The sequence below is a fragment of the Rhodosalinus sp. genome, assembly GCF_046542825.1.
In the GTDB taxonomy this organism is placed as follows: Bacteria; Pseudomonadota; Alphaproteobacteria; order Rhodobacterales; family Rhodobacteraceae; genus Rhodosalinus.
This window is the reverse complement of sequence record NZ_JBKHAQ010000145.1, coordinates 1-5,880: the sequence shown is the minus strand read 5'-3', so window position 1 is coordinate 5,880 and position 5,880 is coordinate 1. Positions and strand designations below refer to the sequence as shown.

Genomic DNA, 5,880 nt, shown 5'->3' with positions numbered 1-5,880 from the left:
ATCACCGGCCTGCCGCCGCACGCGCTTTTCCACAAGGGCCTGCTGCGCACCTTCCAGATCGCGCATGAATTTCACTCGATGACCGTGCTGGAGAACCTGATGATGGTGCCCGGCGCGCAGGCGGGCGAGTCGCTGTGGAACACATGGGTCGCGCGCGGCCGCATCCGCCGGCAGGAGGCCGAACTGGCCGAGCGCGCGCATGACGTCCTGAAGTTCCTCACCATCGACCATCTGGCCGGGGAAAAGGCCGGCAACCTCTCCGGCGGGCAGAAGAAGCTGCTGGAGCTTGGGCGCACCATGATGGTGGATGCGCGCATCGTGTTCCTCGACGAGGTGGGCGCGGGCGTGAACCGCACGCTTCTGAACACCATCGCCGACGCCATCGTGCGGCTCAACGAGGAACGCGGCTACACCTTCGTCGTCATCGAGCACGACATGGATTTCATCGGCCGCATCTGCGACCCGGTCATCTGCATGGCGGAAGGCAAGGTGCTGGCCGAGGGCACGCTGGACGAGATCAAGGCCGACGAGCGGGTGATCGAGGCCTACCTGGGCACCGGGCTCAAGAACAAGGCCAAGGCGGAGGCCGGGGCATGAGCGGGACCCCCTACGACGACCGCGGCAACAAGGACCGCTCGATCACCAAGGACGGCAAGGTGGGCGAGCTGGCCATTGCCGACAACCGCGGGGCCAAGCCCGTGCACACGCGCGATGCCTTCCTGATCGGGGACGGCATGACCGGCGGCTACGGCCGCGGCGCGGACATCCTGCACGACTGCACCGTCGCCGTCGAACGGGGCCAGATCGCGGTGATCGTGGGACCCAACGGCGCGGGCAAGTCCACCGCGATGAAGGCGATCTTCGGGATGCTGAACATCCACACCGGCTCCATCCGGCTGGACGGCGAGGACATCACCCAGCTGACGCCGCAGGCGCGGGTCCGCAAGGGCATGGGCTTCGTGCCCCAGACCTCGAACATCTTCACCTCGCTCACCGTCGAGGAAAACCTTGAGATGGGCGCCTTCATCCGCCGCGACGACCATCGCCGCACGATGGAGCAGGTCTATGACCTCTTCCCGATCCTGAAGGAAAAGCGCCGCCAGCCCGCGGGCGAGTTGTCCGGCGGGCAGCGCCAGCAGGTTGCCGTGGGCCGCGCGCTGATGACCGAACCCAGCGTGCTGATGCTGGACGAGCCCACCGCCGGCGTCAGCCCCATCGTGATGGACGAGCTTTTCGACCGGATCATCGAGGTGGCGCGCACCGGTATCTCGATCCTGATGGTCGAGCAGAACGCGCGCCAGGCGCTAGAGATCGCGGATGTGGGCTATGTCATGGTGCAGGGTGCAAACGCCTACACCGGCACCGGAAAGGAGCTGCTGGCCGACCCAGAGGTGCGGCGCAGCTTTCTGGGCGGATGAGGCGCGCCGCGCGCATCTTCCCGCGGCGCTTGCGTCCGCGCCTGGCGCCGCGGTGGCGGCGGCCCGCGCCTTCCGGCTGGACTGCGCGGGGGCACGGGCCCCGCGCCGGGACGGACCGCGGCGCGGCCCTGAGCCACTGGAGGAAGGGCGCGGTCCTGTCGGACGTCTCCGGCGCGGCCCGTTCCATCGCGGCGGGCGAACGCGCGACGCCTCTGCCGATCGTCGCGGGGCCTGCGGGGGCCGCGCGCTGCACCGTCCACCTGCCCGCCGCGGGCACGGCGATCACCTGTCACGGCACCCGGGGGGACGCGCGACGCCCCTCGCCCCTGAGCGGAGAGACTGACGCATGGATCTGCTGAACGCGATCGTCGCGCTCTCGAACTTCGTGATCATCCCGGCCTTGTCCTACGGCAGCCAGCTTGCCCTTGGCGCGCTGGGGGTCACGCTGATCTACGGCATCCTGCGATTCTCGAACTTCGCGCATGGCGACACCATGGCCTTCGGCACGATGGGCGTGATCCTCTTCACCTGGTGGCTGCAGGGTCTCGGGGTGAGCCTCGGGCCGCTGCCCACGGCGCTTCTGGCGCTGCCGGTGGGCATCGCGCTTTGCGCGGCGCTGGTATTGGCGACGGACCGCACCGTCTATCGGTTCTACCGCGAGCAACGGGTGAAACCCGTTATCCTCGTGATCGTGTCGATGGGGGTGATGTTCGTCTACAACGGCATCACGCGCTTCATCATCGGGCCGGACGACCAGAGCTTCGCCGACGGCCCCCGCTTCCTGATCTCGGCGCGCGACTTCCGCAGCCTGACGGGCCTCGACGAGGGGCTGGCGATCCGGACCAGCCAGGCGATCACGCTGGTCACGGCCATCGTCGTGGTGGTGCTTCTGTTCTGGTTCCTCAACCGCACGCGCACGGGCAAGTCGATGCGCGCCTATTCCGACAACGAGGACCTGGCGCTTCTGTCCGGCATCAACCCGGAGCGGGTCGTGCTGGTGACATGGCTGATCGTGGCGGCGCTGGCCACCGCGGCGGGCACGCTCTACGGCCTCGACAAGAGCTTCAAGCCCTTCACCTACTTCCAGCTTCTGCTGCCGATCTTCGCCGCCGCCATCGTCGGCGGACTTGGCAGTCCGGTGGGCGCCATCGCCGGCGGCTTCATCATCGCCTTCTCCGAGGTCACGATCACCTACGCCTGGCGGAAAGTTCTGAGCTACCTGTTGCCCGAGGGCCTGCAGCCCGACGGGCTCGTGCAGCTTCTGGCGGTGGACTACAAGTTCGCGGTCAGCTTCGTGATCCTGGTGATCGTGCTGCTGATCCGTCCCACCGGTCTCTTCAGGGGGAAATCGGTATGAGCGAGCGCAGATCGGACACGGACGGCGCAAGCCGAGGCCGCACAATCCTGCTTTTCGCGCTGGTCGCCGGGCTGATCATCGGCACCGGCTTCGTGCAGAGCTGGAACAACGCGCTGGTGATCCTGAACATGGGGCTCGTCAGCGCGATCATGGCGCTTGGCGTCAACATGCAGTGGGGCTTTGCCGGGCTCTTCAACGTCGGCGTCATGGGCTTCGTGGCGCTGGGGGGGCTGGCCGCGGTGCTCGTGTCCATGCCCCCGGTGCCCGAGGCCTGGGCCGCGGGAGGCCCCCAGATCGTCGGCGCGCTGCTGGTCGGCGCGGGGGTGATCGCGCTGGCCATCTTCCTCTATAATCGGATGCGGCCGGGGCAGTTGCGCGCCTTCACGGTCTTCGCGGTCGTGATCGTGGGCTTCTTCGTCTATCGCGGGCTCTTCGATCCCGCGAAGCAGGCCGTCGAGTCCGTCGATTCGGCCACGACAGGCTACCTTGGCGGGCTGGGGTTGCCCATCGTGCTGGCCTGGCCGGTGGGCGGGCTTCTGGCAGCCGGGGCTGCCTGGGTGATCGGCAAGGTCGCGCTGGGGCTGCGCTCGGACTACCTCGCCATCGCAACGCTGGGCATCGCCGAGATCGTGATCGCCATCCTCAAGAACGAGGACTGGCTGTCGCGCGGGGTGAAGAACGTGATCGGCCTGCCGCGCCCGGTGCCCCGGGAAGTCGACCTGCGGCGCGATCCCGCCTTCGTCGAGCAGGCGACGAACCTTGGCCTGGACCCCGGCGCTGCCTCCTCGATCACGGTGAAGCTGGGATACAGCGTGCTCTTCACCGTCGTCCTCGTCTTCGTCCTGATCGCCGCGCAACTGGCGCTCAACTCGCCCTGGGGCCGGATGATGCGCGCCATCCGCGACAACGAGACCGCGGCCGAGGCGATGGGCAAGGACGTGACCGGCCGCCACCTGCAGGTCTTCGTGCTGGGCTCTGCGCTGCTGGGGCTGGCGGGCGCGATGATGACCACGCTCGACGGCCAGCTGACGCCGGCCAGCTACCAGCCGCTGCGCTTCACCTTCCTGATCTGGGTGATGGTGATCGTCGGCGGCTCGGGCAACAACCTGGGCGCAGTGCTGGGCGGTTTCCTCGTCTGGTGGCTCTGGGTGCAGGTCGAGCCCATCGGACAGGGTGTCATGTCCCTGATCACCGCCGGCATGGCCGAGGACAGCGCGCTGCGCGACCACCTGATGGACAGCGTGGCGCACATGCGTCTGCTGACCATGGGTGTCATCATGCTGGTGATGCTGCGCTTCGCGCCGCGGGGGCTGCTGCCGGAACGGTAGGGCTGCGGCGCCCTGCCCGGTGGACGCGGGGGCCGTGGCGCGCGACCCTGCCCGAATGACCGAAATCCCATCCACCGCAGCGCAGGGGCGGCGCGACCCGTTCTGGCGGTTGGCGCTGCTGGTCGTTCTCCTGCTGCTCGCGCTGCCCTTCGTGTGGCACGCACTGCGGTTCGGGGCGCTGGGGCTGACGGCCGACCTTTCGGAGCGGACCCATCTCTTCGATGCGGCCCGGCCTGCGGCCAATGCCGCGATCTTCGCGCACATGCTGGCCGGTGCCCTGATCACGGCGCTCGCGCCGCTGCAACTGATCGGGCCGCTGCGGCGACGCTGGCCGGCGGTCCACCGTGCCGCAGGCCATGCCATCGTCGCGGGCAGCCTGATCGCGGGCGTGGGCGGGCTGATCTACATCGCCCTGCGCGAGACGGTGGGCGGGCCACTGATGGACTGGGGCTTCGGCCTTTACGGCGCGCTGCTGATCCTCTGCGCCGTGCAGACCCTGCGGCACGGCCGTGCGGGCAGGATGGCAGAGCACCGCGACTGGGCGCTGCGGCTTTTCGTGCTTGCCGTTGGCTCGTTCCTCTACCGGGTGCACTACGGGCTGTGGTATCTCGCCACCGACGGGCTCTGGACGGCCGAAGGCTTCAGCGGTGCCTTCGACCGGGTGCAGATCTTCGCCTTCTACCTGCCATATCTCGCACTCGTGGAACTCTGGCTTCGGCACAGGCGACGGATCAGCGCCCGCTGAAGCGCCCGCCCCGGACCCCGCGCAGCAGCCGCCGGCCGGTGGTGCCGCCGAGTTCCCGCGCCGGCGCGTGCCCCGGCGCCTCGCCCGTGCCGGTGTCGAAGGCGTAATTCCGACCGCAGCCCGCTGCCGCCATCCCGAGCGTGCGGCGGGTGCTGCACCAGGGTGCCGGGCTGGCGCGCCTTCGGGGTCCTGCATCCGGCAACAGACGCCAAGACCCTGCGCCCGGATCGGCCGCGCCACCGGTTCGACCTTTCCGGTCGGCGCAGGCGGCGCCCCGGAGAAGAGCACATACGCCGCGTCGAAGAAGAGCACCTGGCGCGGCTTGTCCGCATCGCCAGGCCGGGAAGGCCCCCGGAACGCTCCGAGGGGCCGCCAGAACAGGAAGGGGACGCAAAATGCGCCGGCAGCGTCGGCAAGTCCTTCAGTCCGCGCGGCGCGAGCCGCCGCTCGCGGGGATCGCATCCTGCACGCGCCGTGCTCCTTATCCGCCGTCCGATGCCGACAGGACCCGGTCAACCCGTCCGTGCCAGACCTGTCCGGTCGGGCGCACCACCTGCCTTGCCCGGCGGGCTTCCTCTCCGTCGGACCGGCCGGACCAGCCGCGGGCGCGGCCCTTTGCCGCGAAGCTGGGCGTGGCCGGGGGGATTCGCCATGCCGGCAGGCATTGGTTGTTGACCGCCAGGCGCAAACTTCGTAGCGTCACCCTAATGACTAAGTCGGCCGGTCCGACGGGGAGTGACTGGATGGGGAAAAGGGGCCTTTGGCCCCTTTTTTCGTGCAACCGCACCAGCACCGGCCCGTGCGGGTCTTGGCCGTCTCGGCCATACCCGCCCTGCCCCCTAAGTGACCCGCTGACACCTGCGCGGGTGCGTGATATGGGGCATGCAGACCGAAACAGGAACCGGGACATCATCTACATGCACCGCATTTTCCGACTGATGAGCGTCGCAGCCGCGATCACCCTGGCCGCGCCGCTTGCCGCGCAGGACGCCGAACAGACCCCTGCGGAAGAGGCGCAGGAGAACGGACCGG

6 protein-coding genes and 1 pseudogene are annotated in these 5,880 nt (G+C 69.0%); 5 read left to right on the top strand and 2 right to left on the bottom strand.

Annotated features, from left to right (window positions below; translation table 11 throughout):
* The 5 genes from ACLFOB_RS13925 to ACLFOB_RS13905 form a co-directional block, all read left to right on the top strand.
* Positions 1–597: ABC transporter ATP-binding protein (locus tag ACLFOB_RS13925; protein ID WP_410926468.1), on the top strand; the 597-nt coding region annotated here is incomplete at its 5' end.
* Complete coding sequence (locus tag ACLFOB_RS13920; protein WP_410926467.1) at positions 594–1,418, top strand: ABC transporter ATP-binding protein; 825 nt, start codon at positions 594–596, stop codon at positions 1,416–1,418. The genes ACLFOB_RS13925 and ACLFOB_RS13920, both read left to right, overlap by 4 nt.
* 346 nt (positions 1,419–1,764) lie before the next feature.
* Entirely contained in the window at positions 1,765–2,775 is a 1,011-nt protein-coding gene (locus tag ACLFOB_RS13915) for a branched-chain amino acid ABC transporter permease (protein WP_410917888.1), read from the top strand.
* The gene (locus ACLFOB_RS13910) at positions 2,772–4,103 is read left to right on the top strand and encodes a branched-chain amino acid ABC transporter permease (protein ID WP_410917887.1); all 1,332 of its coding nucleotides are present in this window, start codon (positions 2,772–2,774) and stop codon (positions 4,101–4,103) included. Before ACLFOB_RS13915 ends, ACLFOB_RS13910 begins: the two co-directional genes overlap by 4 nt.
* Before the next feature lie 55 nt (positions 4,104–4,158).
* Positions 4,159–4,848, top strand: coding sequence for a DUF2306 domain-containing protein (locus tag ACLFOB_RS13905; RefSeq protein WP_410926466.1), 690 nt, complete (start codon positions 4,159–4,161; stop codon positions 4,846–4,848).
* Here ACLFOB_RS13905 and ACLFOB_RS13900 read toward each other — a convergent pair.
* Both ACLFOB_RS13900 and ACLFOB_RS13895 read right to left on the bottom strand, forming a co-directional pair.
* Entirely contained in the window at positions 4,835–4,981 is a 147-nt protein-coding gene (locus tag ACLFOB_RS13900; RefSeq protein WP_410926465.1) for a hypothetical protein, read from the bottom strand. The genes ACLFOB_RS13905 and ACLFOB_RS13900 overlap by 14 nt on opposite strands.
* A gap of 50 nt (positions 4,982–5,031) precedes the next feature.
* A pseudogene (locus ACLFOB_RS13895) lies at positions 5,032–5,310 on the bottom strand (helicase HerA-like domain-containing protein); the annotation flags it as partial.
* Positions 5,311–5,880: the final 570 nt, after the last annotated feature.

What these genes read in the sequence shown, in the direction of transcription:
- ACLFOB_RS13920 (WP_410926467.1), top strand. Translation starts at nt 594, where the DNA reads ATGAGCGGGACCCCCTACGACGACCGCGGCAACAAGGACCGCTCGATC.
- ACLFOB_RS13905 (WP_410926466.1), top strand. Translation starts at nt 4,159, where the DNA reads ATGACCGAAATCCCATCCACCGCAGCGCAGGGGCGGCGCGACCCGTTC.
- ACLFOB_RS13915 (WP_410917888.1), top strand. Translation starts at nt 1,765, where the DNA reads ATGGATCTGCTGAACGCGATCGTCGCGCTCTCGAACTTCGTGATCATC.
- ACLFOB_RS13910 (WP_410917887.1), top strand. Translation starts at nt 2,772, where the DNA reads ATGAGCGAGCGCAGATCGGACACGGACGGCGCAAGCCGAGGCCGCACA.
- ACLFOB_RS13900 (WP_410926465.1), bottom strand. Translation starts at nt 4,981, where the DNA reads ATGGCGGCAGCGGGCTGCGGTCGGAATTACGCCTTCGACACCGGCACG.